At 63.6% G+C, this 26,275-nt stretch carries 28 protein-coding genes; 13 read left to right on the top strand and 15 right to left on the bottom strand.

Features of this window, described 5'->3' with window-relative positions:
• Positions 1-26: 26 nt before the first annotated feature.
• Complete coding sequence (locus tag JG746_RS22115; protein ID WP_202354672.1) at positions 27-1,439, top strand: aminotransferase-like domain-containing protein; 1,413 nt, start codon at positions 27-29, stop codon at positions 1,437-1,439.
• A 16-nt stretch (positions 1,440-1,455) separates the two neighbouring features.
• Here the strand turns inward: JG746_RS22115 and JG746_RS22120 are convergent, their stop codons facing one another.
• Positions 1,456-1,620 (bottom strand): hypothetical protein, encoded by a 165-nt coding sequence (locus JG746_RS22120; RefSeq protein WP_202354673.1) that lies wholly within the window; start codon positions 1,618-1,620, stop codon positions 1,456-1,458.
• A gap of 255 nt (positions 1,621-1,875) precedes the next feature.
• On the opposite strand from JG746_RS22120, the gene purL reads away from it, so the two are divergent.
• The 5 genes from purL to JG746_RS22145 all read left to right on the top strand — a co-directional run bounded on the left by purL (position 1,876) and on the right by JG746_RS22145 (position 6,957).
• Positions 1,876-4,107: a phosphoribosylformylglycinamidine synthase subunit PurL gene (gene purL / locus JG746_RS22125; protein WP_202354674.1), complete on the top strand. Its 2,232-nt coding sequence runs from the start codon at positions 1,876-1,878 to the stop codon at positions 4,105-4,107.
• Between the two features lie 47 nt (positions 4,108-4,154).
• Complete coding sequence (locus JG746_RS22130; protein WP_202354675.1) at positions 4,155-4,688, top strand: hypothetical protein; 534 nt, start codon at positions 4,155-4,157, stop codon at positions 4,686-4,688.
• A 121-nt stretch (positions 4,689-4,809) separates the two neighbouring features.
• Positions 4,810-5,043, top strand: a complete 234-nt coding sequence (locus JG746_RS22135) for a BolA/IbaG family iron-sulfur metabolism protein (RefSeq protein WP_202354676.1) — start codon at positions 4,810-4,812, stop codon at positions 5,041-5,043.
• A gap of 153 nt (positions 5,044-5,196) precedes the next feature.
• Positions 5,197-5,532: a Grx4 family monothiol glutaredoxin gene (gene grxD / locus JG746_RS22140; protein ID WP_010909091.1), complete on the top strand. Its 336-nt coding sequence runs from the start codon at positions 5,197-5,199 to the stop codon at positions 5,530-5,532.
• Between the two features lie 138 nt (positions 5,533-5,670).
• The gene (locus JG746_RS22145) at positions 5,671-6,957 is read left to right on the top strand and encodes a multidrug effflux MFS transporter (RefSeq protein WP_446721049.1); all 1,287 of its coding nucleotides are present in this window, start codon (positions 5,671-5,673) and stop codon (positions 6,955-6,957) included.
• Positions 6,958-6,967: 10 nt separating this feature from the next.
• Here the strand turns inward: JG746_RS22145 and JG746_RS22150 are convergent, their stop codons facing one another.
• The 4 genes from JG746_RS22150 to rpsD all read right to left on the bottom strand — a co-directional run bounded on the left by JG746_RS22150 (position 6,968) and on the right by rpsD (position 9,907).
• Positions 6,968-7,375, bottom strand: coding sequence for a hypothetical protein (locus JG746_RS22150; protein WP_202354677.1), 408 nt, complete (start codon positions 7,373-7,375; stop codon positions 6,968-6,970).
• A gap of 75 nt (positions 7,376-7,450) precedes the next feature.
• Positions 7,451-8,278, bottom strand: a complete 828-nt coding sequence (locus JG746_RS22155) for an inositol monophosphatase family protein (RefSeq protein ID WP_202354678.1) — start codon at positions 8,276-8,278, stop codon at positions 7,451-7,453.
• Positions 8,268-9,155, bottom strand: a complete 888-nt coding sequence (gene ttcA, locus JG746_RS22160; protein ID WP_202354679.1) for a tRNA 2-thiocytidine(32) synthetase TtcA — start codon at positions 9,153-9,155, stop codon at positions 8,268-8,270. Before ttcA ends, JG746_RS22155 begins: the two co-directional genes overlap by 11 nt.
• Before the next feature lie 134 nt (positions 9,156-9,289).
• Positions 9,290-9,907: a 30S ribosomal protein S4 gene (gene rpsD, locus JG746_RS22165; RefSeq protein WP_013895883.1), complete on the bottom strand. Its 618-nt coding sequence runs from the start codon at positions 9,905-9,907 to the stop codon at positions 9,290-9,292.
• A gap of 373 nt (positions 9,908-10,280) precedes the next feature.
• Here rpsD and JG746_RS22170 point away from each other — a divergent pair, with 373 nt between their 5' ends.
• Entirely contained in the window at positions 10,281-10,478 is a 198-nt protein-coding gene (locus JG746_RS22170; protein ID WP_027028656.1) for a hypothetical protein, read from the top strand.
• 92 nt (positions 10,479-10,570) lie between these two features.
• Here the strand turns inward: JG746_RS22170 and JG746_RS22175 are convergent, their stop codons facing one another.
• Complete coding sequence (locus JG746_RS22175) at positions 10,571-10,759, bottom strand: DUF3008 family protein (RefSeq protein WP_010909084.1); 189 nt, start codon at positions 10,757-10,759, stop codon at positions 10,571-10,573.
• 160 nt (positions 10,760-10,919) lie between these two features.
• Here JG746_RS22175 and JG746_RS22180 point away from each other — a divergent pair, with 160 nt between their 5' ends.
• A complete protein-coding gene (locus tag JG746_RS22180; RefSeq protein WP_202354680.1) occupies positions 10,920-12,302 on the top strand; it encodes an RNB domain-containing ribonuclease in 1,383 nt (460 codons plus the stop codon).
• Here the strand turns inward: JG746_RS22180 and murI are convergent.
• Positions 12,299-13,099 carry a glutamate racemase gene (gene murI, locus JG746_RS22185; protein ID WP_202354681.1) on the bottom strand — a complete coding sequence of 267 codons (801 nt, stop codon included), beginning with the start codon at positions 13,097-13,099 and terminating at the stop codon, positions 12,299-12,301. The two genes, JG746_RS22180 and murI, sit on opposite strands and share 4 nt — an antisense overlap.
• The gene (locus tag JG746_RS22190; protein ID WP_202354682.1) at positions 13,092-14,009 is read right to left on the bottom strand and encodes an RNA methyltransferase; all 918 of its coding nucleotides are present in this window, start codon (positions 14,007-14,009) and stop codon (positions 13,092-13,094) included. Before JG746_RS22190 ends, murI begins: the two co-directional genes overlap by 8 nt.
• A 216-nt stretch (positions 14,010-14,225) precedes the next feature.
• Between JG746_RS22190 and JG746_RS22195 the strand changes: the two genes are divergently transcribed.
• The gene (locus tag JG746_RS22195) at positions 14,226-15,437 is read left to right on the top strand and encodes an NADP-dependent isocitrate dehydrogenase (protein WP_038646407.1); all 1,212 of its coding nucleotides are present in this window, start codon (positions 14,226-14,228) and stop codon (positions 15,435-15,437) included.
• A gap of 83 nt (positions 15,438-15,520) precedes the next feature.
• Positions 15,521-16,147 (top strand): glutathione S-transferase family protein, encoded by a 627-nt coding sequence (locus tag JG746_RS22200; protein WP_202354683.1) that lies wholly within the window; start codon positions 15,521-15,523, stop codon positions 16,145-16,147.
• A 247-nt stretch (positions 16,148-16,394) separates the two neighbouring features.
• Here JG746_RS22200 and alaS read toward each other — a convergent pair whose 3' ends face one another.
• On the bottom strand, positions 16,395-19,061 hold the full coding sequence (gene alaS / locus JG746_RS22205) for an alanine--tRNA ligase (RefSeq protein ID WP_202354684.1): 2,667 nt from the start codon (positions 19,059-19,061) through the stop codon (positions 16,395-16,397).
• 261 nt (positions 19,062-19,322) lie between these two features.
• On the bottom strand, positions 19,323-20,420 hold the full coding sequence (gene recA, locus JG746_RS22210) for a recombinase RecA (RefSeq protein ID WP_010909075.1): 1,098 nt from the start codon (positions 20,418-20,420) through the stop codon (positions 19,323-19,325).
• 281 nt (positions 20,421-20,701) lie between these two features.
• Here recA and JG746_RS22215 point away from each other — a divergent pair, with 281 nt between their 5' ends.
• Together JG746_RS22215 and JG746_RS22220 are read left to right on the top strand one after the other, a co-directional pair.
• A complete protein-coding gene (locus JG746_RS22215) occupies positions 20,702-21,646 on the top strand; it encodes a carbohydrate kinase family protein (protein ID WP_202354685.1) in 945 nt (314 codons plus the stop codon).
• 74 nt (positions 21,647-21,720) lie between these two features.
• Positions 21,721-22,638 (top strand): pseudouridine-5'-phosphate glycosidase, encoded by a 918-nt coding sequence (locus JG746_RS22220; protein ID WP_202354686.1) that lies wholly within the window; start codon positions 21,721-21,723, stop codon positions 22,636-22,638.
• 1 nt (position 22,639) lies between these two features.
• Here the strand turns inward: JG746_RS22220 and JG746_RS22225 are convergent, their stop codons facing one another.
• The gene (locus JG746_RS22225; protein ID WP_202354687.1) at positions 22,640-22,963 is read right to left on the bottom strand and encodes a TfoX/Sxy family protein; all 324 of its coding nucleotides are present in this window, start codon (positions 22,961-22,963) and stop codon (positions 22,640-22,642) included.
• Between the two features lie 90 nt (positions 22,964-23,053).
• On the opposite strand from JG746_RS22225, the gene JG746_RS22230 reads away from it, so the two are divergent.
• Positions 23,054-23,551 (top strand): GFA family protein, encoded by a 498-nt coding sequence (locus tag JG746_RS22230; RefSeq protein ID WP_202354688.1) that lies wholly within the window; start codon positions 23,054-23,056, stop codon positions 23,549-23,551.
• A gap of 40 nt (positions 23,552-23,591) precedes the next feature.
• On the opposite strand, the gene sufA is transcribed toward JG746_RS22230, so the two are convergent.
• The 4 genes from sufA to JG746_RS22250 form a co-directional block, all read right to left on the bottom strand.
• Positions 23,592-23,972 (bottom strand): Fe-S cluster assembly scaffold SufA, encoded by a 381-nt coding sequence (gene sufA, locus JG746_RS22235; RefSeq protein WP_013532156.1) that lies wholly within the window; start codon positions 23,970-23,972, stop codon positions 23,592-23,594.
• 93 nt (positions 23,973-24,065) lie between these two features.
• A complete protein-coding gene (locus JG746_RS22240; RefSeq protein ID WP_202354689.1) occupies positions 24,066-24,563 on the bottom strand; it encodes a DMP19 family protein in 498 nt (165 codons plus the stop codon).
• A gap of 3 nt (positions 24,564-24,566) precedes the next feature.
• Entirely contained in the window at positions 24,567-24,959 is a 393-nt protein-coding gene (locus tag JG746_RS22245; RefSeq protein WP_202354690.1) for an SUF system Fe-S cluster assembly protein, read from the bottom strand.
• Between the two features lie 5 nt (positions 24,960-24,964).
• Positions 24,965-26,206 (bottom strand): cysteine desulfurase, encoded by a 1,242-nt coding sequence (locus tag JG746_RS22250; protein ID WP_202354691.1) that lies wholly within the window; start codon positions 26,204-26,206, stop codon positions 24,965-24,967.
• Between the last annotated feature and the right edge of the window lie 69 nt (positions 26,207-26,275).

Raw genomic sequence — 26,275 nt, forward strand, 5'->3', positions numbered from 1 at the left:
TCGGTGCAATATAGAAAATTGTCACCATGACAAATTGGCTTCCAGATCTGACCACCGGCACCGGGCCGCTCTATCAACGCCTTGCGGACTCGGTCGAGGCAGGCATTGACCAGGGCGTGATCGGCGCCGGGACAAAACTGCCGCCGCAGCGCGACCTCGCCTACGACATCGGCGCCACGGTCGGCACGGTCGGCCGCGCCTATCAGTTGCTGCGCGAGCGCGGACTGGTCAGCGGCGAAGTGGGACGTGGAACCTATGTGCTTGGCCGGCGCGCCGATGGCGTTAAACCGGACGCTCCAGACGTCGCAGTGGAAGGCACCCGCCCGGTCGATGCGCCGCAGGGCAAGCTGCGTTTCGACAGCACGGCGGCGCCCGATGTCGGCCAGGGCACTGACGTCGCCGATGTGCTGTCGCGCACGGCGCAGGATCATCCCCATGAAATCTCGAGCTATACGCGCGATTTTCCAGGCCGCTGGTACGAGTCCGGGGCCCGCTGGCTGTCGCGGAACTCGTTCCGCCCCGCCGCCGACAGCATCGTTCCGACGCTGGGCACCCATGCGGCGGTGATGGCGGCGATCGCCGCGCTCACCACTCCGGGCGACTATGTCGCCTTCGAACACCTCACCTATTCGCAGATCTCCCGCAGTGCCGGACTGATCGGCCGGCGCACCGCGCTGGTGGCGTCGGATGACCAAGGCCTCGACCCGGCCGATTTCGAGCGCGTCTGCGCGCAAAAGCATCCCAGGATGATCTTCCTGATGCCGACGGCGCAGAATCCGACCTTGACGACACTGTCCGCCGCGCGCCGCGAGGCGATCGCGCGTGTCGCGCGCGAATACAACGTTATCCTGATCGAGGATGATCTTTACGGCCACCTGACCGACGATCCGACACCGTTGCTTGCCGAATATGCCCCGGAGAGAACCATCGTTGCTGGCGGCTTGTCGAAATCGGTCGCGGCCGGAATCCGCGGCGGCTGGCTCTCCTGCCCTCCCGCCTATCGCCACCGGATCCGTGTCGCCCACAAGATGATGACCGGCGGCATGCCCTTCCTGCTGGCTGAGGTGAATACAAGGCTGGTGCTTTCCGGTCAGGCCAGCGATATCCGCAAGCGCTGCATCGCCGAAATCAGCGCCCGCATCGCGATCGTGCGCGAGACGCTGGCCGGCTTCGCGTTCAAGTCACACGACAAGGTGCCCTTCGTCTGGCTGACTTTGCCAGATCCCTGGCTTTCCGGCACCTTCAAGAATGCCTGCCTGGAACACGGCGTGCTGATCGACGACGAGGACGAGTTCAAGGCCGGCCGATCCGAACAGGTCTTTCACGGCGTCCGCTTCGGCACCTCGCAGCCGAGACAGCGCGGCGATGTCGCTAGCGGTGTTGCGGTCATCCGGCGCCTTCTCGACGAAGGCCGCGCCGGCTACGACAGCTTCTCCTGAGAGACTTGAACCTGGGTCAGCCCTCGGCCTTGAAGTTGGCGGCTTCCTTCTTGGCCTTGTCCTTGCCGTGCTTCTCGGCCAGTTCCTTGGCCTGCCCGGGCGAAACGTCGGTGGTTTCGGCGATTTGCATGGCCTCCTTGTCCGAGAGGCGATTGTCTTTCTTGCCTTGCTTGGTAGCCATGGTCCGGGTCTCCTGAGTGGTTGGAAACCCAACGGCCGGGATGCCATAGCGTTCCCCATTCAGTTCTGCATTCCTCACGGTGACCTGCTGATCCTCGCCGGGCCGACAGCGCCTGAAAGCTCCCGATGCGGGCCCACCCCAATCATCACCTTGTTGCTTTCTGTCTTTTTTCACCGATGGACGGGTGTATCGGCCGCAAAGCTTGCGATAAGAGGGGACTCAAAATCCCCGCTCCATGGACATAAATCGCCGCCCATGACCATTTCCAATTCCGTGCCGATCACCCCCGAGCTCATTGCCGCGCATGGGCTGAAGCCAGACGAGTATCAGCGTATCCTTGACCTCGTCGGACGCGAGCCGAGCTTTACCGAGCTCGGCATCTTCTCGGCGATGTGGAACGAGCACTGCTCCTATAAATCCTCCAAGAAATGGCTGCGCACGCTGCCCACCACCGGGCCGCAGGTCATCCAGGGACCGGGCGAGAATGCCGGCGTGGTCGACATTGGCGACGGCGACTGCGTCGTCTTCAAGATGGAAAGCCACAACCACCCCTCCTTCATCGAACCCTACCAGGGTGCGGCGACCGGCGTCGGCGGCATTTTGCGCGACGTCTTCACCATGGGCGCGCGGCCGATTGCGGCGATGAACGCGCTGCGCTTCGGCGCTCCCGACCACCCCAAGACCAGGCATCTCGTCGCCGGCGTGGTTTCAGGCGTCGGCGGCTACGGCAACTCCTTCGGCGTGCCGACGGTGGGCGGCGAGGTCAATTTCGACGCCCGCTACAACGGCAACATCCTGGTCAACGCCTTTGCCGCGGGCCTTGCCAAGACCAATGCCATCTTCCTGTCGGAAGCCAAGGGCGTCGGCCTGCCGGTCGTCTATCTCGGCGCCAAGACCGGCCGCGACGGCGTCGGCGGTGCCACCATGGCGTCGGCCGAGTTCGACGACAAGATCGACGAAAAACGCCCGACCGTGCAGGTCGGCGATCCCTTCACCGAAAAGTGCCTGCTAGAGGCCTGCCTCGAACTGATGGCCTCGGGCGCCGTCATCGCCATCCAGGACATGGGTGCGGCCGGTCTCACCTGTTCCGCGGTCGAAATGGGCGCCAAGGGCGACCTCGGCATCGAGCTCGATCTCGACAAGGTGCCGGTGCGCGAGGAGCGCATGAGCGCCTATGAGATGATGCTGTCGGAAAGCCAGGAGCGCATGCTGATGGTGCTGCGCCCCGAGAAGGAAAAGGAAGCCGAGGCGATCTTCCACAAATGGGGCCTCGACTTCGCCATTGTCGGCAAGACCACCGACGATCTGCGCTTCCGCGTGCTGCACCAGGGCGACCAGGTCGCCGATCTGCCGATCAAGGATCTCGGCGACAAGGCGCCGGAATATGACCGCCCCTGGGTCGAGCCGAAGAAACCGGCTCCGCTCGCCACCACTGACATCCCGCAGGCCGATGTCGCGGATGCACTGCTGAAACTGCTCGGCGGACCGGATCTGTCTTCGCGCCGCTGGGTGTGGGAGCAGTATGACACGCTGATCCAGGGCAATTCGCTGCAGCTGCCCGGCGGCGATGCCGGCGTGGTGCGGGTGGAAGGCCATGCGACCAAGGCTCTCGCCTTCTCTTCCGACGTGACGCCGCGCTATTGCGAGGCCGACCCCTATGAGGGCGGCAAGCAGGCGGTGGCCGAATGCTGGCGCAACCTGACCGCCACCGGCGCGCTGCCGCTGGCCGCCACCGACAACCTCAATTTCGGCAACCCGGAACGGCCCGAGATCATGGGCCAGCTGGTCGGCGCAGTGAAAGGCATCGGCGACGCCTGCCGCGCGCTCGGCTTCCCGATCGTGTCGGGCAATGTCTCGCTCTACAACGAGACCAACGGCCAGGGCATCCTGCCGACACCGACCATTGGCGGCGTCGGCCTGATATCGGACTGGTCGAAGATGGTGCGCACCGGCTTTGCGGCCGAGGGCCAGATGATCCTGCTGGTCGGCGCGCCCGCCTCCTGGGGCACGCATCTTGGCCAATCCGTCTATTTCAGGGACATCCATGGTCGCGTGGACGGCCCGCCGCCGCCGGTCGACCTCGCGCATGAGAAGCGCGTCGGCGACCATGTGCGCTCGCTGATCGCGTCGGGCATCGTTACCGCGGCGCATGACGTTTCCGACGGCGGCATCGCCGTGGCGCTCGCCGAAATGGCGATGGCGTCGGGCATCGGCGCGAGCGTTCCCGGGCTTGTCGGCACCGATCCGATCCCGGTCTGGTTCGGCGAGGATCAGGGCCGGTATCTGCTGACACTGTCGATCGACCCGCATGGCGAGGAATGGGACGCCATCCGCAAGCAGCAGGGCGAACTCGGCATCTTCGCGCCGTGGATCGGCTCGACCGGTGGAAGCGACCTGAAGCTCGGCGACGCAAGGGCAGTCCCGGTCAGCGACCTGAAGGCCGCCCATGAAGGCTGGTTCCCCCGCTTCATGGACCAGGCCAGTTGAGCAGAGCATGATCCCGAAAAGTGGAACCCGGTTTTCGGAAAAAGATCATGCTCAATCACAGGAGACTGGCTGCCCGGGCGCTGCTTGCAGTCGTCTTCTGGCCGTCGCTGTTCTTCTTCTGGTTCCTCGGGCCGTTCGTCTTCTTCCTGCTGTCGACGACCTCGAGTGAGGTTTGCCCGAGGCTGGAGACGCGCGCCGAATTCCTTGACGCGGCCAACGGCGCGCTGCCGATGCTGGCGCTGCAGAACCTCATCTACGCGGTTCCGATCGTCTGCCTGGTGCTCTGGAACCGGCTTCTGCCGGAGCCGGCGCGGGCAAGCCGGGTCCTCACCTGCATCAAGCTTTTCGCTGTCGCGGCCGTGCTGGGGGCCTTTTGGGAGTATGGCTCGTCGCTTGTCTGCGACGGCTACGGCCAACCACTCTTCTCGCCAGCCTGGCAGATGACCAGCTACCTGCCGATCGCCAATCTTGTGGTCAACATCCCCCTCTACGTGCTGGTCTTCAGCCTTGGCCGCACCTTCTCGACGCGCGAAGACGACCCCGCTTCCGAGACGGTCCATCCGGACCGGAACGCGTCCTAGGCGACAATCGCGCGGGCGAGGGATGGAACGGCTTCAATCGCGGCCGGAAAGGCTTTAGTTTACCCCGACTCTCATCGCACGGACGGCCACGCTGCCGCCCGCCCGAAACAGGAATTATGCAATGGCAATGGATGCCCACGACATCGAAAAACTGATCAAGGACGGCATTCCGGACGCCAAGGTGACGATCCGCGACCTCGCCGGCGACGGCGACCACTATGCGGCGGAAGTCGTCGCCGAGAGCTTTCGGGGAAAGAGCCGCATCCAGCAGCACCAGATGGTCTATGACGCGCTGAAGGGCAATATGGGCGGCGTGCTGCACGCCCTGGCGCTGCAGACCAGCGTTCCCGACTGAGGCCGTTCGGGCCAACTCCCGCTTGGCCCAAACCCGCCCATCCTTTGCGCCATTTCGGCCATGGCGCGGCTAATGTCTTGTTTCGGGCAACCTATGGGTTTATTTGAAAGACATGCTTCGAGCCTGACTCCCACGGGCGTGAAAGGATTTTCCATGAGCGGTATCAACGACTACATCGACAATGAAGTGAAGGGCAACGACGTCGTGCTTTTCATGAAGGGCACGCCCGGTTTTCCGCAGTGCGGTTTTTCCGGCCAGGTCGTCCAGATCCTCGACTATATCGGCGCCGACTACAAAGGCGTGAATGTCCTGGACTCGGCTGAACTGCGCCAGGGCATCAAGGATTATTCCAACTGGCCGACGATCCCGCAGCTCTACGTCAAGGGCGAATTCGTCGGCGGCTGCGATATTGTCCGCGAGATGTTCCAGGCCGGCGAGTTGCAGACCTTCCTGGTCGAAAAGGGTGTGAGCGTTAAAGGCGCCGCCTGATTTCGGTTTTTGGCATGTCGTAACGACTGCACACCGGGGCAGCCCACCTCGGCAATTTACATGTCCCGGTATCGGGACCCAAGACGAGCCAATGCGCCGGCCCGCCGGCGCATTTTCGTTTGAGAGATCGGACTTGCCGTGGACCAGCAATCGACAGCGCCGCAACGGGCAAGCACCTTGCCGCCGGCAAGCAAGCTGCCTATTCCGCGCTGGGAGTTCATTGCGCTGTGCGCGGCGCTGATGGCGCTGAATTCGCTGGCCATCGACATCATGCTGCCGGCGCTGCAGCAGATCGGCGCCTCGCTCGGCGTCGAGAATGAAAACCACCGGCAATATGTGATCACCGCCTACATTCTGGGTTTTGGCGGCGGCCAGCTGTTCTTCGGGCCGATCTCGGACCGGTTCGGCCGCCGCTCGCCGCTCGTCGCGGGTCTGATCATCTATGTGGCGGCGGCTGCAGCGGCAGCCATCGCGCCAAGCTTTGAAACGCTGCTGCTATGCCGCGCCGTCCAAGGCATCGGGGCCGCCGCCACCCGCGTCATCGCGGTATCGATCGTCCGTGATACGTTCGAAGGCCGGCGCATGGCGGAGGTGATGTCGTTGATCTTCATGGTGTTCATGGCGATACCGGTCATTGCGCCGGGCATTGGCCAGTTCATCATGCTGTTCGCGACCTGGCACTACATCTTCGTCACCATGGCCGTCGGCGCGCTGATCGTGTCAGCGTGGTCGCTGCTGCGCCTGCCTGAAACGCTGCGCCCCGAATATCGCCGGCAACTGACGGTCTCCTCCGTCCTCGGCGGATTCCGCATCGTGCTGACCAACCGCATCGCGCTCTGCTACGCCTTTGCCAGCACCTTCATCTTCGCCGCCATGTTCGGCTTTATCGCCTCGGCGCAGCAGATCTATGTCGACATCTTCAACGTCGGCGAGATGTTCCCGGTGATCTTCGCCGGGGTCGCCGGCGTGCTCGCCTTCTCCAATTTTCTGAATTCACGCCTTGTCGGCCGCATCGGCATGCGCCGGCTGTCGCAGAGCGCGCTGCTTTTGTTCCTGGTCATCAGCCTGGCATGGCTGGTGGTCTCGCTGGAAATCAAGATGCCGCTCTGGCTGTTCATCACCTTCTTCGCCTGCGCCATGCTCCCCTTCGGCGCGCTTGGCGCCAATTTCAACGCGCTGGCCATGGAACCGCTCGGCCAACTGGCCGGCACGGCGTCGTCCATACTGGGCTTCATGCAGACGTTTCTCGGCGGCATCCTCGGCACGCTGATCGGCCAGGCGTTCAACGGCACGGTGACGCCGCTTGCCGCCGGCTTCTGCAGCGTCTCGGTCGCGGCGTTGCTGATGATCCTGATCGCCGAACGCGGCAAGATGTTCCAGCCGCACAACCCACCCGTTTCAGGGCATATCACCGACCTGCATTAGACGAATTGCGTCAGGATGCACCTTCAATCGCCGCCGTGAAGCGAGGCGCAAGCATGCGCCCCGCGATTGCTCCGCCCATACTGTCCGAAAAGGGCAATGGCAGCGACTCGTCGAGTGCCTTGAGGATGGATGCCACGAAAGCCCGGCTGAGTTGCGGATCCGTCCCCAGATCGGAATAGGTGGCGCGAGGCTTGCCGATCAGCGTGCCGTTGCGGCGCAGTGAGAACTGCAGCGTCAGCGACATGCCCGCGGTTCCCGCTGGCGGCTTCCAACAGGCATAAATCGCCTCCGACATCTCCTTGAGCGTGTCGACGGGATCGGTACTGTGGCAGGGACGCTCTTGTGCGATTGCCGGCTTGGCATTGGTAAACACGATCGCGGCCAGAGCCGCCGCAAGAATTGCGAACCGAGATTTCATTCGAGGGCCCCGCGTGCGCACCAATTCTTCGGCCGCACAAAACCGGCAGTCAAGCGCCGGCCCTGGGAAATGATCCTACGCAGCCCACAGTTCGCGGCGCAACTCCTTCCAGCTTTCGCGATCGGGGGCGACCAGCAGGCCGCCGCCGACATGCGACGGCAGATAGGGCGTGCCGTCGAAACGCGCGGCATGGCCGCCGGCCTCGGCATGGATCAGCACACCGGCGAGATGATCCCACGGCATCAGCTTGTTGTAGACGACGAAATGGCCATGGCCGCTCGCCAGCAGGCGGTATTCGTGGGCGGCGCAGCGGTAGTTGAACTGCGACAGCGTCTTGGTCTGGTTGCAGGCCAGCCGCGTGCGGTCTGGCTCGGCCATGTACTGCCAGGAGACCGCCCCGGTCATCCCGGAGATCGGCGCGCTTGCGGCAACCCGCACCTTCTCCAGCGTACCATGCGCATGGCGGATATGGCTGCCGGCGCCCTTGGCGCCGATCAGCCAGTCCTTGCCGACCGGATCATGGATGATGCCGGCGACCGTCTCGCCCTTGACCACGACGCCGAGCATGACGCCGAACAGCGGCACACCGGAGGCGAAGTTGAAGGTGCCGTCGACCGGATCGATGACGAAGGCCAGATCGGCATCGCCCAGACCGTCGAGCAGCGCCGGGTCGTCGGAACAGGCTTCCTCCCCGACGACCATGGCGTCGGGATAACGCTGGCGCAGCCTGGCGGTGATCAGCCGCTCGGCGTTGACATCGGCTTCCGTCACCAGATCGGCGGCGGAGGTCTTCTGCCTGATGTCGCCGTCGCCCAGCCGGCGAAAGCGGGGCATGATTTCCGTGTCGGCTGCCTCGGCCAGCAGGCTGGCCAGCCAGTCGATCGCGTTGTCGTCAAATGTCATCGGATGCGTCTTGTCCTGTGATGAGGGTCTGGTTCAGGGCGGCGAAATCGAACAGTTTCCGGTCGAGCAGATGCGAGGGCCTGGTGTTGGACAGCGCGCGGATCATCGTGTCCTTGCGGCCGGGCATGCGCTTTTCGATGTCCTCCAGCATCGCCTTCATGGCGTTGCGCTGGAGGCCTTCCTGGCTCCCGCAGAGGTCGCAAGGAATGATCGGGAACCGCATCGCGGCGGCGAATTTCTCGAGGTCGATCTCGGCGCAATAGCTCAGCGGCCGCAGCACCATGACGTCGCCCTCGTCGTTGAGCAGCTTTGGCGGCATGGCGGCGAGACGGCCGCCATGGAACAGGTTCATGAAGAAAGTCTCGAGGATATCCTCGCGATGATGGCCGAGCACCAGCGCCGAGCACCCCTCCTCGCGCGCGATCCGGTAGAGATGGCCGCGCCTGAGCCGCGAGCAGAGCGAGCAATAGGTGCTGCCCTGCGGCAGCTTGTCGGTGACCACCGAATAGGTGTCCTGGTACTCGATGCGGTGGGCGATGCCGTTGGCGTTGAGGTAATTCGGCAGGATGTGCTTGGGGAAATTTGGCTGGCCCTGATCGAGATTGCAGGCCAGCAATTCGACCGGCAGCAGCCCGCGCCATTTGAGGTCGAGCAGCGTGGCAAGCAGGCCGTAGGAATCCTTGCCGCCCGACAGCGCGACCAGCCAGCGCTGGCCCGGCTCCACCATCGAGAAATCCTCGATCGCCTGGCGGGTCAGCCGCAGCAACCGCTTGCGCAGTTTGTTGAACTCGACGGACGACGGCACATCGGCGAACAGCGGATGGGAGCCGCCTTCGGCGGCCGGTTCAAGCGTCTCGATGTCTGGCTGCATGTTCATGGCGCGGCGGCCCCAGGATGTAACGTCCGCTCGCATTAGCGCATCGGCCGGAAAATCGAAACGGCAAAGCGGATGCGCCAAACAAAAAGGCCGCCTCGAGGGCGGCCTTTCCGGTATCGCAGAAAAGCGTTCGCTTAGCGCGAATAGAATTCGACGACCAGGTTCGGCTCCATCTGCACGGCGAACGGAACGTCCGCCAGGCCAGGGATGCGCGAGAAGGTCGCGACCATCTTGTTGTGATCGGCTTCTATGTAGTCCGGAACGTCGCGCTCGGCCAGGCCGACCGATTCCAGGACGATGACCAGCTGCTTCGACTTTTCGCGCACTTCGACGACGTCGCCCGGCTTGCAGCGGTACGAGCCGATGTTGACGCGCTTGCCGTTGACGTTGACGTGGCCGTGGTTGACGAACTGGCGGGCCGCGAAAATGGTTGGCACGAACTTGGCGCGGTAGACGACCGCGTCGAGACGCGATTCGAGCAGGCCGATCAGGTTCTCCGAGGTGTCGCCCTTGCGGCGGTCGGCCTCTTCATAGACCTTGCGGAACTGCTTTTCCGAAACGTCGCCATAGTGACCCTTCAGCTTCTGCTTGGCGCGCAGCTGCAGGCCGAAGTCGGAAAGCTTGCCCTTGCGGCGCTGGCCGTGCTGGCCGGGGCCGTATTCACGCTTGTTGACCGGGGACTTCGGGCGGCCCCAGATATTTTCGCCGAGACGGCGGTCGATCTTGTATTTCGCGGATTCGCGCTTGCTCATCGCATTCCCTTTTCAAAACAACACACCCGGCACCTCATGGTCCGGGTGAAGGAAACGCGCCCTCCTCTGGCCTCCGTTTTCGAGACCTGACAGGGTTTTCCCACGCAACGCGGCGGAAAACCCACGGGACACGTCAGTTCAAACAAAACCAGAAACCAAGGCAACCGGTCTTGCGCATACAAAACAAACACCGGACATCGCTGCCCGGCGTTGGCGGCTGGTTAAACCGAGATTTAACCGGTGTCAAGCTTGTGAGTGGCACGGCACGACGCAACCCTATAGCGTTCCGGACGTTGAGCGATGCCGGATGTGGCGGGAGGTTTTGCGCCAACGGCACCAGGAAGGGATCTGGAGCTAGAGGAGTCCAATCAGCATGAAGAAGTTCTTCCTTACCTTGGCAGGCGCCGCAGTGCTTGCAGGTTCGATGGCGGTGGCGCCCGAACCGGCCATGGCGCGCCATTGGCACGGCCACAAACAAGTGTGCCGCGTCATCGTCAAGAAAAGGGTGGTGTGGCGGCATGGCCACCGCAAGGTGATCGTGACAAAGGTAAGGCGCTGCCATCGCTGGTAAGGCAAACATTTGCCCGGAGATTGCTTAAGGCAAGGCCCGCAGTTTCGCGCGGGCCTTGGTCTGTTTGGGCCAGCGTGTCGTGAACGACGCGGTCAGTCTTTTGACTTCTTTTCCGGCAATCCCTTGCGCTTCGTCTCGGCGAATTCCTCGAGCTGCTTCTCGCTCATGGATTCGTACATTCCCTTGGAAGCGCCCTTGAGTTCGCTCTTTTTCGTCTCACCGCGCTTGGCGGAGAGTGCAGCGCCGGCGGCTTTTTGCTGGGCTTTCGAGGTGGCTGGCATGGCGGTTTCTCCTTTCTGTCAGGTGAAACGCCGCGCTTCGGTGGCGGTTCCAGCGCCGGCCGCCCGGTTCCTCGGCGGGCTGTGCCAGCTCGTCAGGCGGCCGGCTTGGCGATTCGCCGGCAGCCTTCCCGTATCCGGAACTCCGGTGTAGGACGGCTGAATGAAGTCTCTGACAGACCCCTCACAAGCGCTCTCCACCGGCCTGGCGAAGATCCGCACCGAATTCCACGTGGCGGACGGATTTCCTGCCGACGTCACGGCAGCAGCGGAGGCGGCGACCAGGCGTGTGCCGAACCAGCATGCCGATCGAACCGATATGCCCTTCGTCACGCTCGATCCCGCTACCTCCACCGATCTTGACCAGGCGTTCTCGATCGAAGCGAGCGGGGGCGATCTTCTCTTGCATTACGCCATTGCCGACGTGGCCTGGTTTGTCGAGGACGGCGACGCGCTGGATCTCGAAGCCTGGACGCGGGGCGAGACGCTTTATCTGCCGGACGGCAAGGCCGGGCTCTATCCGCCGGCAATTGCCGAGGCGGCGGCGAGCCTGCTGCCGGACAGACCGCGTCCATCTGTTATCTTCACGGTTCGGGTCGCTGAGGACGGTGCGGTAAAGTTGGATGGCGCGGAGCGGGCCATCATTCGAAGCCGCGCCAAGCTCGCTTATGACAGCGTGACGGCCTCCGACGTACCAGTCGGCTTCGGCGAACTGGCGCGGCGCATGGCGGCAAACGAAGAACGGCGCGGCGCTTCCCGCGTCGACCCGCCCGAGCAGGAGGTGGAAAGGCTTGCCGATGGCAGTTTCCGGCTCTCGTTCAGACCGATCCTGCAATCCGAGCAGGACAACGCCGCGCTTTCACTGGCTGCCAACATGGCGATTGCCGACGCTATGCTGGCGCACAAGACCGGGCTGTTTCGCGTGATGTCCGGGCCGGACGCGTCCAAGGTGCAAAGGCTGCGCAACGCGGCACAGGCGCTCGGCCTGTCCTGGCCCGCCTCAACCAACCTCCGCGATTATCAGCGCACGCTCGATCCGGCTGATCCTAAACAAGCGGCGTTGATGCTGGAAATCCGCCGCGCGGGCAATGGCGCGTCCTACCAGCCCTACCAGGAAGGCGTCGTCCCCTGGCACGAGGCGATGGCCGCGACCTATGCCCATGCCACCGCGCCACTCAGGCGGCTGGCCGATCGCTACGTCGTGCGCTGCGCGCTGGCGATCGCCAACGGCCAGTCGGTGCCGCAGGCCGTCAGCGATGCGTTCGCTGGACTGCCGAAGGTGATGGGACGCGCGGATGCCCGCGCTTCGCGGATCAACCATGCGGCCATCGACCTTGCAGAGGCGGTGATGCTCAGGGGACGCGAAGGGGAAACGTTCAAAGCCGTCGTCACCGACTTCGTCGACCATGGCGTGCGCGTCCAGCTTGCCGACATGCCTGTCGTTGCCACAGTGAAGGCCTCCGGACTCAGGCAGGGCGACGGTGTAACGCTAAAGCTGGCCTCGGCCGACCCGGATCAACGCAGCATCGTCTTCGAACCCGTTTAAGCGGCAGACGTTTCCGCCGCCAGTCCAAAGCCCTGCATCAGCCGGCTGACGGCGAAATCCGCCTTGCCGGACGTGAAGACGGCGATATCGGGCTCGCCTTGCGGCAGCGCGCCGTCGACGGGCGGCAGCAGCGAAAGGGCCCGCCGGGCGATCGCTTCGGCCGGATCGATCCAGTCGACCGGCCAGGGCGCGGTCTTGCGCATGCGGTTGACCAGGAACGGATAATGCGTGCAGGCGAGCACGACGATGTCTGTCCGGAGCCCCTCATGTTCCATGAAGCAGGGCGATATCTCGGCGCGCACGGCCTCCTCGTCGACAAAGCCCTCGCGCATATAGACTTCGGCCAACCCCGCCAGCCTGTCGCTGCCGACCAGGCGGACATGGCATTTCTGCGCCCATTTGCTGATCAGGTCGCGCGTGTATTGCCGCTTCACCGTGCCCGGCGTCGCCAGCACCGAGACCAGGCCCGAGCGGGTGCGCTCCGCCGCCGGCTTGACCGCCGGCACGGTGCCGACGAAGGGATGGCCGGGAAATCTGTCACGCAGCGCATCGATCACCAGTGTCGAGGCGGTATTGCAGGCAATGACGGAAATCGCCGGCGCAAACCTGTCGAGCAATTTGGCGAAGAGCTCGAGTATGTGGGTGCGCAGCGCCGGTTCTTCCCAGGCGCCAAACGGAAAGGCAGCATCGTCCGCGACATAGACGAAGCGACGGTCCGGCATCAGCACCCGCGCCTCTCGCAGCACGGTCAAGCCGCCGACGCCGGAATCGAACATCAGGATCGGCTGGTCAGTCATTGTCGGTTCCCTTGCCGCCAAGCGGCGGCGCGTCCTCATCGTCGCCGGCGGGTTTGTGCGCCTGGCGTTCAGCCTCTGCCTTGCCGGCGCGCGCGGCGGCCGGAAGCCGCCTTGGATCGTCGCCCGGCGAACCGTCGCCGCGCGGCATTGCCGGGGAGAACCTGTCCAGCGAGGAAATAATGCCGCGCAGCACCTTGAGCTCCGGCTCGGCAAAGCCGGCGCGCGTCAGCACGGCGCGCAGATTGTCGACCATCTTCGGCTTCTTCGGCGCCGGCCGGAAATAGCCGCGCGCTTCCAACGCGCCTTCGAGATAGGCAAACAGGCCGTGCAGTTCTTCCTTGCTGGCCGGTTTCATCTCCGGCCCGGTGAAATTGGTCTGGGTCTCGTCCTCCAGGCCGGACTTCATCCACTCATAGGACATCAGCAGTGCCGCCTGGGCGATGTTGAGCGAGGAGAAATCAGGGTCGACGGGAAAGGTGACGATCTCGTCGGCCAGCCCGACTTCGTCATTGTAGAGGCCGAAGCGCTCGCGGCCGAACAGGATGCCGGTGCGCTGCCCCATGCCATGACGGGCGCGCAGCACCCTGCCCGCCTCCACGGGCCCGCGCACGGCCTTGAAGCCGTCGCGCTGCCTGGCGGTGGTGGCGAAGACGAAGTTCAGATCGGCAAGTGCGGCGGCCAGATCGTCGAACACCTTCACGGCGTCGATGACATGGTCGGCGCGGCTTGCGGCGGCACGCGCCTTCTCGCTCGGCCAGCCGTCGCGCGGGTTCACCAGGCGCAGTTCGGCCAAGCCGAAATTGGCCATGGCGCGAGCGACCATGCCGATGTTCTCGCCAAGCTGCGGCTCGACGAGGATGATGGCCGGACCGGCGGCTGGAGCGTTATCGGGATCTTTGGTGACGGGCATGATTGTCAATGAACTGCTGTTTGCGGCATTTCAGCGTCCCCTGCCATATTCGGCCGCGAAAATGAAGCATTCGCAAATGATGGCGGCCATGGCCCCACATTCGTGACCGATCGCCGTTTGCGCGGCCAAAAACGCTTTGATATACGGGCGGCATCTCCCGGCCGAACGCCACGCGGGCAAGGCCGTCCCATATCCCAGCAACGAGGCATTCTTTCCATGGCGAAGATCAAGGTGGCGAACCCGGTCGTCGAACTCGACGGCGACGAGATGACCCGCATCATCTGGCAGTTCATCAAGGACAAGCTGATCCACCCTTATCTCGACCTGAAGCTCGAATATTACGACCTCGGCATCGAGCACCGTGACGCCACCAACGACCAGGTGACGATCGATTCGGCAAACGCCATCAAGAAATACGGCGTCGGCGTGAAATGCGCGACCATCACCCCCGACGAACAGCGCGTCGAGGAGTTCAAGCTGAAGAAGATGTGGAAGTCGCCGAACGGCACCATCCGCAACATCCTCGGCGGCACCATCTTCCGCGAGCCGATCATCATGAAGAACGTGCCGCGCCTGGTGCCCGGCTGGACCAAGCCGATCATCGTCGGCCGTCACGCCTTCGGCGACCAGTACCGCGCCACCGATTTCCGCTTCCCCGGCAAGGGCAAGCTGACGATCAAGTTCGTCGGCGAGGACGGCAAGGTCATCGAGCATGACGTGTTCGACGCGCCCGGCGCCGGTGTCGCCATGGCCATGTACAATCTCGACGAGTCGATCCGCGAATTCGCCCGCGCCTCGCTGAACTACGGCCTGCTGCGCAACTATCCGGTCTATCTGTCGACCAAGAACACCATCCTCAAGGCCTATGACGGCCGCTTCAAGGACATTTTCCAGGAAGTCTACGAGGCTGAATTCGAGGCCGAGTTCAAGGCAAAGAAGCTGTGGTACGAACACCGGCTGATCGACGACATGGTGGCCTCCAGCCTGAAATGGTCGGGCGGCTATGTCTGGGCCTGCAAGAACTATGACGGAGATGTGCAGTCCGACACGGTCGCACAAGGCTTCGGCTCGCTCGGTCTGATGACCTCGGTGCTGATGACGCCGGACGGCAAGACGGTGGAAGCGGAAGCCGCGCACGGCACCGTCACCCGCCACTACCGCCAGCACCAGAAGGGCGAGGAAACCTCGACCAATTCGATCGCCTCGATCTTCGCCTGGACGCGTGGCCTCGCCCACCGCGCCAAGCTCGACGACAATGCCGAACTGAAGCGCTTCGCCGAAACGCTGGAGAAGGTCTGCATCCAGACCGTCGAGAGCGGCTTCATGACCAAGGACCTGTCGCTGCTGATCGGTCCCGACCAGCCCTGGCTATCGACCACCGGCTTCCTCGACAAGATCGACGAGAATTTGCAGAAGGCGATGGCGTAACGCTCGCATTTCGACATGCAGAAGGCTCCGAAAGGAGCCTTCGCTTTTTAGGCCCCAACTGAGCGAGACCGAAGGTTACAGCGATGACCAGGCCAATCCTCTACGGCGCGGACTACAGCGTCTATGTGCGCATCGCGCGGATGGCGCTGGAGGAAAAGGGCATCGACTACGAGCTGGTGCCGCTCGACATCTTCGCCGCCGACAGCATCCCGGCCTGGTATCTGGAACATCACCCGTTCGGCCGCATCCCAGCCTTCGAGCATAACGGTTTCCGGCTGTTCGAAACCAATGCGATCGCGCGCTATATCGACGAGGCCTTCGACGGTCCGGCGCTGCAGCCCGCCGATGCGCGCGGCCGCGCCAGGATGGGCCAGATGACAGGCATGCTCGACGCCTATGGCTACCGTCCCATGGTTTGGGACGTTGCCGTCGAGCGGCTGGAAAAGGCGGAGCCAGACGAGGCTTTGATTGCCAACGGACTCCGCCAGGCGGAGACCGTGCTGAAAGTTCTGACTTCACTTAAGGCGGATGGACCCTGGCTGCTTGGTGATCGGCTGACGCTGGCCGACCTGCATGCCGCGCCGGTCATCGGCTATTTCGTCAAGGTCGCCGAGGGGCGAGATTTGTTGGCGCGGTTCGCGGATATTCAGGACTGGTACGGGCGGATTGCCGCACGGCACGGTTTTGTGAAGACTGAAAAGGCCGAATGAGCACGCTTCTCGTCATGGCTGTCGAGCGAGCTTTTTTTGATGTCAGCGCCGCCCCTCATTGCCCTGCCGGGCATTTCTCCCCGTAAACGGGGCGAAAGAGGCTGGCCCCGACGCCGGTACCTCTCCTGCAACGTTGGCGATTAGCGAAAGCCGCGATGACAGCATCTTCTCCCCGTTCAACGGGGAGTAGATGGCGGCAGCCAGATGAGGGGCAGCATTGCCCCGAAAGTGGGACGATTCCCGCAGCTTAAGCCGCTTCGAGCGCTGCCTTCACAGCCGCGATCGCATCATTTGCCTTCGAGGCATCCGGGCCACCGGCCTGAGCCATGTCGGGCCGACCGCCACCGCCCTGCCCGCCCAAGGCGGCGGAGGCGACGCGCACCAGGTCGACGGCGCTGAAGCGGCCGACGAGGTCGTCGGTGACTGCGACGACGACGCTGGCCTTGTTGTCCTCGCCAGTGCCGACGAAGACGACGACGCCGGAGCCGAGCGACGTCTTGCCGGCATCGGCCAGCGGCTTCAGATCCTTCGGCGAGACGCCGGAGACCGCCTTGCCGAGGAAGCCGACGCCCGCGACCGTCTCGTTCTCCGAGGGCGCACCCGCCGCGGCGCCGCCGCCGAGCGCCAGTTTCTTGCGCGCCTCGCTCAGTTCCTTCTCGATCTTCTTGCGCTCTTCGAGCAGCGTCTCGACACGCGCCGGCACATCGGCTGGCGAGATCTTCAGCACGGCTGCCGCCGCCTTCAGGCGCCTGTCCTGCTCGTCGAGGTGTCTGCGCGCTGCTTCGCCCGTCAGCGCCTCGATGCGGCGCACGCCGGCGGCGACCGCGCCGTCGGAGACGACGCGGATCAGGCCGATATCGCCGGTCGCCCTGACATGGGTGCCGCCGCAGAGTTCTACCGAATAAGGCCGGTTGGCCTTGGCGCCGTGCAGCCCCGTGCCCATCGACACGACGCGTACTTCATCGCCATACTTCTCGCCGAACAGCGCCATGGCGCCCTCGGAGATGGCGTCGTCGACCGACATCAGCCGCGTGGTCACCGGGCTGTTCTGCACGACGATTTCGTTGGCCATGCGCTCGACCTCTTCAAGCTCCTCGGCCGAGATCGGCTTGTTGTGCGAGATGTCGAAACGCAGCCGCTCCGGCGCGACCAGCGAGCCCTTCTGCGCGACATGGGTGCCCAGCACCTCGCGCAGCGCCTCATGGATCAGGTGCGTGGCGGAATGGTTGGCCCGCAGCCTGGTGCGGCGCGCGTGGTCGACCTTCAATTCGACGGGAGCGCCGGTCTTGACCGTGCCGCTCGCCACCTTGCCCAGATGCACGAACAGCCCATCGGCCTTCTTCTGCGTGTCCGAGATCTCGATTGAGAATCCTTCGCCTGAGATGATGCCGGTGTCGCCCATCTGGCCGCCGGACTCGCCATAGAACGGCGTCTGGTTGACGACCACCGCAACGGCGTCGCCCTTGCCGGCGCTGTCGACGGTCTTGCCATCCTTGACCAGCGCCTGGATCAGGCCTTCCGCCTGTTCGGTCTCGTAGCCGAGGAACTCGGTGGCGCCGGTCTGTTCGCGCACGGAGAACCACACAGTCTCGGTCGCGGCCTCGCCGGACCCGGTCCAGTGCTTGCGCGCCTCGGCCTTCTGCTGCTCCATCGCATTGGTGAAGCCGGCAAGATCGACCGAGATGCTGCGCTGGCGCAGGGCGTCCTGCGTCAAGTCGAGCGGGAAGCCGTAGGTGTCGTAGAGCTTGAACGCAGTTTCGCCATCCAGCATGTCGCCGGCGTGCAGCGTTTCCGTCGCCTCGGAGAGCAGGCCGAGGCCGCGCACCAGCGTCTTGCGGAAGCGCGTTTCCTCGAGCTTCAGCGTCTCCGTGATCAGCTGCTCGCCGCGCGGCAGTTCGGGATAGGCCTGGCCCATCTCGCGCACCAGCGCCGGCACCAGCTTCCACATCAGCGGTTCGTTCGCGCCGAGCAGCTGCGCGTGGCGCATGGCGCGGCGCATGATGCGGCGCAGCACGTAGCCGCGGCCTTCGTTCGACGGCAGCACGCCGTCCGCGACCAGGAAGGAGGACGAGCGCAAATGATCGGCGATGACGCGGTAGGACGCCACCGTTTCCGCATCCGGAGCGCGGCCGAGCGCGGAGGACGCCGCATCGATCAAATGACGGAAAAGGTCGGTCTCGAAGACGCTCTCCACGCCCTGCAGGATCGAGGCCATGCGCTCCAGACCCATGCCGGTGTCGATGGACGGACGCGGCAGGTCGATGCGCTCCTCCTTCGTCACCTGTTCATACTGCATGAACACCAGGTTCCAGAATTCGAGGAAGCGGTCGCCATCCTCTTCCGGGCTGCCGGGAGGTCCGCCCCAGATGTGCTCGCCGCGATCGATGAAGATTTCCGAGCACGGCCCGCAAGGGCCGGTATCGCCCATCGCCCAGAAATTGTCCGAGGTCGCGATGCGGATGATGCGATCGTCCGAGAAACCCGCGATCTTCTTCCAGAAGCCGGCCGCCTCATCGTCGGTGTGGTAGACGGTGACCAGCAGCTTGTCCTTCTTCAGCCCGAACTCCTTGGTGATCAGGTTCCAGGCAAGCTCGATGGCGCGCTCCTTGAAATAGTCGCCGAAGGAGAAATTGCCGAGCATCTCGAAGAAGGTCAGGTGGCGCGCGGTGTAGCCGACATTGTCGAGGTCGTTGTGCTTGCCACCGGCGCGAACGCTCTTCTGGGCGGTGGTGGCGCGCGAATAGGACCGCTTCTCCAGGCCGGTGAAGACGTTCTTGAACTGCACCATGCCGGCATTGGTGAACATCAATGTCGGATCGTTGCGCGGCACGAGCGGGCTCGAGGCCACGACCTCGTGGCCCTCCTTGCGGAAATAGTCGAGAAAGGTCGACCGGATCTCGTTCACGCCACTCATGACTGCTGCCTTTTCGCGAAAACCGCCGGCGCGGCCGGCGGAAACTGGTCTCTGCTTTGCAGAAATAGATTTGGCCTTTTAGCGGGCACGCCCGAGCCTGTCCAGAAACACGGAACTGGGCCAATCCAGGGAGTCCATTGGTCCGCCAAAACGAAAACCGCCGGCGCGAAGGCCGGCGGTTTTGAACGCGGTACTAAAGAACTCGATTACTTAAGCATCAGATCATAGGCCGGCTTTATGGCCGAACTCTGTCCGGTTGCCCTACATCGCGCCGGCTTCGTCCTCAAAACCGTCGTCGCCGCCTTCAGAGCCGCCATTCTCGAGGAACTTTTCGGCGATCAGCCCGGCATTCTGCCTGAGCGCCAATTCGATCTCGCGTGCGGTATCGGGATTGTCGCGCAGGAAAAGTTTTGCATTTTCGCGGCCCTGGCCGAGGCGCTGCGAATTGTAGGAGAACCAGGCGCCCGACTTCTCGACCACGCCAGCCTTGACGCCGAGATCGACCAGTTCGCCGGTCTTGGACACGCCCTCGCCATACATGATGTCGAACTCGACCACCTTGAAGGGCGGCGCCAGCTTGTTCTTGACCACCTTGACACGGGTCTGGTTGCCGACGACCTCGTCGCGATCCTTGACCGAGCCGATGCGGCGGATGTCGAGGCGCACCGATGCGTAGAATTTCAGCGCGTTGCCGCCGGTCGTGGTCTCGGGCGACCCGAACATGACGCCGATCTTCATGCGGATTTGGTTGATGAAGATGACCATGGTGTTGGAGCGCGAGATCGAGGCGGTCAGCTTGCGCAGCGCCTGGCTCATCAGGCGGGCCTGCAGGCCGGGCAGCGAATCGCCCATCTCGCCTTCGATTTCAGCGCGCGGCGTCAGTGCCGCGACCGAATCGACCACCAGCACGTCGATGGCGCCGGAGCGCACCAGCGTGTCGCAGATTTCCAGCGCCTGTTCGCCGGTGTCGGGCTGCGAGATCAGCAGGTTCTCGAGATCGACGCCAAGCTTGCGGGCATAGACCGGATCGAGCGCATGCTCGGCGTCGACGAAGGCACAGATGCCGCCCTTCTTCTGGGCTTCGGCCACCGTGTGCAGCGCCAGCGTCGTCTTGCCCGAGCTTTCCGGCCCGTAGATTTCGATGATGCGGCCGCGTGGCAGGCCACCGACGCCGAGCGCGATGTCGAGGCCGAGCGAGCCGGTCGGCACCGTTTCGATCTCGACGACCTGCTCGTTCGCGCCGAGCCGCATGATCGAGCCCTTGCCGAAAGCCCGCTCGATTTGCGACAGCGCCGCATCCAGAGCCTTTGATTTGTCCACTGCCTTATCCTCTACAAGCCGCAAAGAATTCTGAGCCATGATACATCACCCCTTGGTCGTCAATGAAGGCCGGACAATCCGTAATCCCTGCCATTTTGTACCTTTTTTGTTCTCGTTTGGCAAGAGGGATCAAATATTTGAAAAACAAATGATATCCGGATTTGTTCTTTTTTCGTACCAAGAGACCTAACAGGACCGCACCCCGCATTGGGCCAGACTGTTCGATTGTATAGACCCGCCGAATCGCCATCTTGCTGGCGAAGGTCCACAACGCAGTCTAGCGCTTGTGCAGTTGCAATAACAAAGGGCATATCGCCGGCATGGTGAAATCCGTAGAGATACTGGCCGTAGGCGGCGCCCACATCGACCGACGTGGCCAGGTGTCCGGCGCCTACGTGCCGGCCGCGTCCAATCCCGGCACGATGCGCGAGGATGTCGGCGGCGGCGTGTTCAACGCGCTGCGCAGCACGGTGCGGCGCGGCGTCTCCGCTTCGCTGCTTTCGATGCGGGGCGGGGATGCGGCGGGCGATACCGTTTCCCGCGCTATCGCCGAGGCTGGCATCGCCGACCTGTCGGCGGTCTTCCTAGACCGCACGACGCCGAGCTATACGGCGCTGATCGACAGCGAGGGTGAGTTGATCGTCGGGTTCGCCGACATGGCGCTCTATGATCTGGCGTTCCCCAAGCAGATGAGGCGCTCCAAGGTCCGCGAGGCGGTCGCTGCCGCCGACGCCATCCTGTGCGACGCAAATCTGCCGTCGGCGGCACTGGAGCGGCTGGTTTCGCTTGCCGCCGGCAAGCCGGTCTATGCCATCGCTACTTCGCCGGCCAAGGTGGTGCGGCTGATACCGGTGCTCGGCGCGCTGGCGCTGGTCTTCATGAACCGGCGCGAGGCCGTCGTGCTGGCCGGCGTCAACGCCAATGCCGGCGAACGCGATGTCGTCGACGGCCTGCGATGCAGCGGCCTTGCCAACGGCGTGGTCACGGCAGGCGGCGCGCCGGTGCTGGGTTTCGATGAAACGGGCGCGTTTTCGATCCTGCCCCCTGCTCCGAGAAAAATCGCCGACGTCACCGGCGCCGGCGATGCGCTGGCGGGCGCGACGATCGCGGCCTTGCTGCGCGGCCTGCCGCTACGCCAGGCCCTGCGCGAAGGTGTTGCGGCGGCGACGCTGGCCATCGAAAGCGCCAACGCCATTCCCGATTTCACCGCGGCGAGCTTCGCGGAAGCACTGGCTCTTGTGCCCGATGCCAGGGAAGTGGCATGAGACCGGCAAATTCATAAGTCCGGAGTGCAGCCAAGCGTCGACATGGACGTGGGCGCTCCAGGTTGGAGATCCAGATGACCCCAGATACAGCCCGCCCGTTCATCGATATCCACGCGCCGGTGGCGCAAGCCCTGGCCGCCGGGCGTCCTGTCGTGGCGCTGGAAAGCACCATCATCACCCATGGCATGCCCTACCCCGACAATGGCGCCATGGCAGCCAATGTCGAGAAGATCATCAGCGACGGCGGCGCGGTGCCGGCGACGATCGCCGTGGTCGGCGGTCGCATCAAGATCGGCCTGTCCGACGGCGAGCGCGAATCGCTGGCCATGACGGGTGACGCCATGAAGCTGTCGCGCGCCGATCTCGGCTTCGCCGTCGCGCAAGGACGCACCGGCGGCACGACCGTCGCCGCCACGATGATCGCGGCCCATATGGTCGGCATAAAGGTGTTCGCGACCGGCGGCATCGGCGGCGTGCACAAGGGGGCCGAGAAGAGCTTTGACATCTCCGCCGACCTCGATGAACTGGCGCGCACGCCGGTTATCGTCGTCTCGGCCGGCGCCAAGGCGATCCTCGACATCGAAAAGACGCTTGAAGTGCTGGAGACGCGCGGCGTGCCTGTGGTTGGCCATGGCTGCGAGACCATGCCCGCCTTCTGGTCGCGGCAGTCGCCATTCCGCGCGCCGCTGACCCTCTATAAGCCTGAAGAGATCGCGCATTTCTTCCGGACGCGGCAGGCACTGGGCTTGGGTGGCGGCATGTTGATCGCCAACCCGGTGCCGGAAGACCACGAAATCCCGGCCGAGGAGATGGCGGGCTATATCGAAGCGGCGCAAAAGGCCGCCGAGGCGCTCAACGTGACCGGCAAGGCGGTGACGCCGTTCCTGTTGGGAAAAATCCTGGAACTGACCGGCGGCCGCAGCCTGAAGACCAACATCGCGCTGGTCGAAAACAATGCGCGGCTGGCGGCCGAGATCGCCAAGGCCCTGTAGTTCACTTCCCTGCGCGCCGGCCCGCCTCATAGGCGCGGCGTGCCCACACCGTCATCTCGTCGGGATCGTCAAAGGCGCTGTCGGGAATACTCCAGTAGGGCATGGCGACCAGCTTGCCGTGGCGCTTGCCGGTATAGGTCCATTGCTGGCAGCCCGCGGCTTCGAAATCCGGCGCGCTTTGCTCGTCGGCCTTCAGCAGCAACTCGCCGCGCAGCACGATGGCGACGATGACGCCGTCGAAATAGATTCCCTTGCCGCCGAACAGCCTGCGGATGCTGACCGGGCCGAGGCCGGCGAAGAGTTCGGCGATGCGTTCATTGTCCATGCCGCGATCATGTCACCGGCATTTGACATTGTCATCGCGCAACCAAAACCATGCTGACAGGTTGAGGCCATTCCACCGGAGTTTTTTGCAATGCCGCTTCTACTCAAGGGGTCCTGTCGCTGCAACGCCGTCCGTTTCGAGGTGGAAAGCCACACACCCGTGCCGTTCATGCTGTGCTACTGCTCGATCTGCCGCAAGCAGCAGGGTGGCGGTGGTTTCGCCATCAATCTCGGCGCCGACTACGAGACGCTGAACATCAGGGGCAAAAGGAGCCTTGGCGTCTATCGGGCCGAGATCGAGGACGACGAGCATCCCCATTGCGAGGTCTCGACCGGCGAGCGCAATTTCTGCAAGAAATGCGGGTCGGCGCTCTGGCTCTACGACCCGACATGGCCGGAGCTCGTGCACCCCTTCGCCTCGGCGATCGACAGCGACCTGCCGAAGGCTCCTGAAAAGGTGCATCTGATGCTCAAATACAAGGCGAACTGGGTCGAGCCTGAGATCGGCAATGGCGACAAGACGTTCGACGTCTACCCCGAAGAATCGATCGCGGACTGGCACAAGCGGACTGGGATGTGGGTGGACTGAGATTTTCTTCTCCCCGTTCTACGGGGAGAGGGACGAGGTATCAGGCCGAGGCGCGTGCTTCAGCCAGCGCCTTGAGGTCGGCCGGCTTCAGTTCGACCGATTCGCCGCAGCCGCAGGCCGAGCTCTGGTTCGGGTTGTGGAAGGTGAAGCCGGTGCGCAGCGTGGTCTGCTCGAAATCCATCTCGGTGCCGAACAGGAACAGCGCGGCTTCCGGCGCGACATAAACGTGGGCGCCGTCGCGCTCGATGTGGTCGTCCTTGGTATTGGGCTCGGTCACCAGGTCGACCGTGTATTCCATGCCGGCGCAGCCGCCTTTCTTGATGCCGAGGCGGATGCCATGCGCATTGTCGCGGGTAGCCACGATCTCGCGCACCCGGTCGGCGGCCTTTTCGGTCATCGTGATGACGGCAAAGCGTCCCATTCTTGTTCTCCGCGTTCACACAGGTTCAAGGCCTGTGGAATGAGTCTTCACCTAAAATGGTGAAGAATGTTGGCCGGCGCAACCCCGGTCCGTTCAGTGTGCCTTCAACAGCAATTGGCTGGCTTGCCGTTGCAGTACCTCGTGCATTCCTATCGGATGGCTGTCTTCAGCTGCATAAAATCGATCAGTCGCCTCGTCGAATGCCGTCTCCGGCAATTCATCCATCTTGTCCATTCTGGCAAGGCGATCTTGAGGAAAGTCTGCGCCAAAAACCATCAATGCACGTCTAGCAGCCTCGGCATGATCTGGCAGGCCAAGTGCCTGCATCGCGGATATGGCCCGATCCACCGTAATTCCAAAGGAGTTGTGGAAATATTGGTGGAAGCTTCCATTTAGGACATCGCCGAGTAGCAGGTCCGCACAAAGGACATCGACGACATCGGCTGGCAACTCTTGCAGGATCGAATGAAACTCGTTTGGCGCGCTGCAGGCATCCAGAAACCGAACACCACCCCAGCGCTGCATAAGTTTCATAGTTGCGGGCGGCAAGAACTCGGGAACGTCTATTTCCCACTCCTCCACCAGCAGCACCCCTCAATACCAGCCAACCGCCACCTGCGCCTCTTCCGACATGCGGTCGGGCGACCAGGGCGGATCGAAGGTCATGTTGACCTCGACGCCGGACACGCCTTCGACGGCGCCGACGGCGTTTTCGACCCAGCCGGGCATTTCGCCGGCCACCGGGCAGCCCGGCGCGGTCAGCGTCATGTCGATCTTGACCGAACGGTCGTCCTCGATGTCGATCTTGTAGACGAGGCCGAGCTCGTAGATGTCGGCCGGGATTTCCGGGTCGTAGACCGTCTTCAGCGCCGAAACGATGTCGTCGGTCAGCCGCGCCAGTTCGTCGGCGGGAATGGCTGAGGCGGAAACGACGGCGTTCGTGCCGGTTTCCGGAGTGGTCTCGGCAGCGATGCTCGCATCATCCATGGTCGTCACCCAAAAAACTTGCGCGCTTTTTCAAGCGCCTCGGCCAAAGCGTCGACTTCGGCCCTGGTATTATACATGCCGAACGATGCCCTGCATGTGGAGGTTACGCCAAAGCGTTTCAACAGCGGCTGGGCACAATGGGTGCCGGCCCGTACGGCCACGCCCTGCCTGTCTATCACCATCGACACGTCATGGGCATGAATGCCTTGCAGTTCGAAGGAGATGATCGCGCCCTTGCCAGGCGCATCGCCGAAGATGCGCAGCGAGTTGATGGCGCGCAGCCGCTCATGCGCGTAGGTCTTGAGGTCTTCCTCATGCGCCGCGATGCGCTCGCGGCCGATCTTTTCCATGTATTCCAGCGCCGCACCCAGCCCGATCGCCTGGACGATCGGCGGCGTGCCGGCCTCGAAGCGGTGCGGCGGCTCATTGTAGGTGACGATGTCCTCCGTCACCTCCTCGATCATCTCGCCACCGCCCATGAAGGGGCGCATGCCCGCAAGAATGTCCTTCTTGCCGTAGAGCACTCCGATGCCTGAAGGCCCGTAGACCTTGTGGCCGGTGAAGACGAAGAAATCGCAGTCGAGATCCTGGACGTCGATCGGCATATGCACGGCGCTCTGGCTGCCGTCGACCAGCACCGGAATTCCACGCGCATGCGCGATGCGCACGATTTCCTTGATCGGCGTCACCGTGCCCAACGCGTTCGACATCTGCGTGATGGCGACAAGCTTGGTGCGGTCGGTCAGCCGCTTCTCGAATTCCTCGATGTGGAAGGCGCCGAGATCGTCGACCGGCACCCAGACCAGCTTGGCGCCCTGCCGCTCGCGGATGAAGTGCCAGGGCACGATGTTGGAGTGATGCTCCATGATCGACAGCACGATCTCATCGCCCTCGCCGATGTTTGGCATGCCGTAGCCATAGGCGACCGTGTTGATCGCCGAGGTGGTGTTCGAGGTGAAGACGATGGTGTCGGTGCTCGGCGCATTGAGGAAACGGCGCACCGTCTCGCGCGCCTTTTCATAGGCGTCGGTCGCGGCGTTGGACAGGAAATGCAGGCCGCGATGGACGTTGGCGTATTCCTGGGAATAGGCATGCTGGATCGTATCCAGCACCACCTGCGGCTTCTGCGCCGAGGCGCCATTGTCGAGATAGACCAACGGCTTGCCATAGACTTCGCGCGACAGGATCGGGAAGTCGCGGCGGATCGCCTCGACGTCGTAGGGGGTGGCTTCGACTTTCTGGTCCATCGTCTGTCTTTCGATACCCGGGCTCCAGCGTCAGCCGGCCCTTCGCTATGGCTCCGGGCGTTCGTCGCT

The organism is Mesorhizobium sp. 113-3-3 (genome assembly GCF_016756495.1).
Taxonomy (GTDB): domain Bacteria; phylum Pseudomonadota; class Alphaproteobacteria; order Rhizobiales; family Rhizobiaceae; genus Mesorhizobium.